2 pseudogenes are annotated in these 1,009 nt (G+C 33.5%); both read left to right on the top strand.

Features of this window, described 5'->3' with window-relative positions:
* Positions 1–330 (top strand): annotated as a pseudogene (locus tag VXQ92_RS21530) (S-methylmethionine permease); the annotation flags it as partial.
* Between the two features lie 118 nt (positions 331–448).
* A pseudogene (locus tag VXQ92_RS21535) lies at positions 449–1,009 on the top strand (hypothetical protein); the annotation flags it as partial.

A 1,009-nucleotide genomic window follows, 5' to 3' on the forward strand; every position in this document is an offset into this window, starting at 1 on the left:
GGCTTATTATCAGAACAATTTGCTCCTGAAACCATCTTTAAAAACTTGCTAGGTGTTGCAGCTTTTACCATGGTTATTGTCTGGATGAGCATTTGTTTAAGCCAGTTCAATTTCCGTCGACAATGGTACCGTTCTGGACATACAGTTAGCGATTTAAAATATGCAGCACCGTTATTTCCTATCGTTCCAATTTTAGGTTTTCTTTTCTGCTTTATTACATGTTTAAGTATGGCAGCAGATCCTGAAATGCGTGCTGGCTTTATAGGTTGCTTAATTTTTACTGCCTTGTGCTATCTCAGCTACTTTATTTTCTATCGAAATAAAGCTTAAGTGTTTGTAATTTAAAAAGTGTAGCAAAAAGCTACACTTTTTTTTGCTTAGAGACTGGCTTTATATAATCTACCGTTGTAGATTTAAATTTATATTAAAAAACAATTCCTTGTATACAATGAAAATTATATTTATCCATGGGATGAATCAGCAGAATTACACAGCACATCGTTTAAAAGAGCACTGGCTAAAAGTATTTAAACTGGGCTTAAAACAATTGCACTGTAGAGTTAATTTAAGAGATCTACATATACATATGCCATTTTATGGCGATTTAATGACGAAGTATCAATTATCCAATCAACTTGATCTTAATACTTTACTTCCAAAAACTTTTAACTTTCATTTACCCATCCATTTACATCATCAACCATCAACCCCCAAGGAACATACTCCTTTTATACCCCACCTTCCTCTTTCACCCGATCAACCCGCACAAAGCTTATCAGAGCGTTTATATTTAACTTCACAGTTGGTGAAAGATCGCGTTCTTAAGGAAATGGTGGTTCTTTTAAATAATTTTCCAAAATTACATGAAAGTTTAATTCAGCAATTCTTGATTGAAACTTATATGTACCTATCTAATCCTGATTTTATGTATGAGGTTCATCAAAGAATTTTAAAACAAATGCATGATGATGAAGATTGTATTGTAGTCGCCCACTCTTTGGGTTCTGTG

Source organism: Acinetobacter sp. 228 (genome assembly GCF_048147885.1).